Raw genomic sequence first — 1,357 nt, forward strand, 5'->3', positions numbered from 1 at the left:
GGGGGTGAGAGCGCCGGGCCGTCGACGAGGCGCGCCTGTTGCCATCGCCCGGTGCCCTCACCCCAACCCTCTCCCAGGGGGAGAGGGAGCAAGGCAGGGAAGGGGGTGGGCGATGGCTGAGCCGGACTCCTCGCGCACCCTGCGCCCCGACGGCGATGACGACCCCACGCAGGTCATCACCGGCCGGCCGAACCCTGCGCCGGCGCGGGCGGGTCGCAGGCCGGCCTGCTGCCCGTGGGCAGCCACCTCGCCGAATTCGAAGTGACGCGCATCGTGGGGCAGGGCGGCTTCGGCGTGGTCTATGAAGCGTGGGACCCGACGCTCGAGCGCGTGGTCGCCATCAAGGAGTACCTGCCCAGCTCGCTCTCGACCCGCCAGGGCGACGGCAACGTCGCGCCGCTGTCGGAGCAGCACCGCGAGACCTTCGAGCTCGGCATGCGCAGCTTCATCAACGAAGCACGGCTGCTGGCGCAGTTCGACCATCCCTCGCTGCTCAAGGTCTACCGCTTCTGGCAGGAGCGCGGCACCACCTACATGGTGATGCCCTTCTACCGCGGCGACACCCTGCGCCAGGCTCTGCAAGCCTCCCCAGGTGGCGCCGACGAAGCCTGGCTCCTGCGCATCATGGACGGCGTGACGCAGGCGCTGGCCGTGATGCACGCGGCCCACTGCTACCACCGCGACATCGCGCCCGACAACATCATCCTGCTCGAAGGCTCGGGCCGGCCGGTGGTGCTCGACTTCGGCGCCGCGCGGCGCGTGATCACCGACAAGACGCAGGCCATCACCGTCATCCTCAAGCCCGGCTACGCACCGGTCGAGCAATACGCCGAGATGCCCGACATGGCGCAGGGCGCCTGGACCGACGTGTACGCGCTGGCCGCCGTGATGCACGTGGCCGTGAGCGGCCGCGCGCCGCCGCCCTCGGTGGCGCGCCTGCTGGCCGACAGCTACCAGCCGCTCGCCGCCAACGAGGCGCTGCGCCAGCGTTACAGCCACGCGCTGCTGGCCGCCATCGACGCCGGCCTCGGCGTGCGGCCCGAGTCGCGGCCGCAGTCCATGGCCGAGTTGCGCGATGCGCTCGGCCTCGACGGCGGCGCCACGGTGATCCGCACACAGGCCGCGCCGACGCGCATGGGTGCAAGCACGGGCGCGGGCGCGGCCGGTGCCGGCACCCGCACGACGATGCCGCCGCCCGCATCGGTGGCCGATGCCGGGGCCGCAGCGCCCGCCAAGGGCAAGGGCGCGGCGATCGCGGCGGCCGTCTCGATGGCCGTGCTGGCCGTGGCCGGCGGCTGGTGGTGGATGCAAGGGCGCGATGGCGATGCGGCCGGCGCAGGTTCGGGCACTACCAGCG

Annotated in this window: 1 protein-coding gene; it reads left to right on the top strand. The window is 73.2% G+C overall.

Features of this window, described 5'->3' with window-relative positions; all coding sequences use genetic code 11:
* Positions 1 to 234 precede the first annotated feature (234 nt).
* Positions 235 to 1,357, top strand: a 1,123-nt coding sequence (locus tag B0W80_RS34025; RefSeq protein ID WP_256856768.1) for a serine/threonine-protein kinase, incomplete at its 3' end; no start/stop codon positions are given.

Origin of the sequence: Variovorax sp. KK3, assembly GCF_001984055.1 — a bacterium.
Classification (GTDB): Bacteria; Pseudomonadota; Gammaproteobacteria; order Burkholderiales; family Burkholderiaceae_C; genus Variovorax.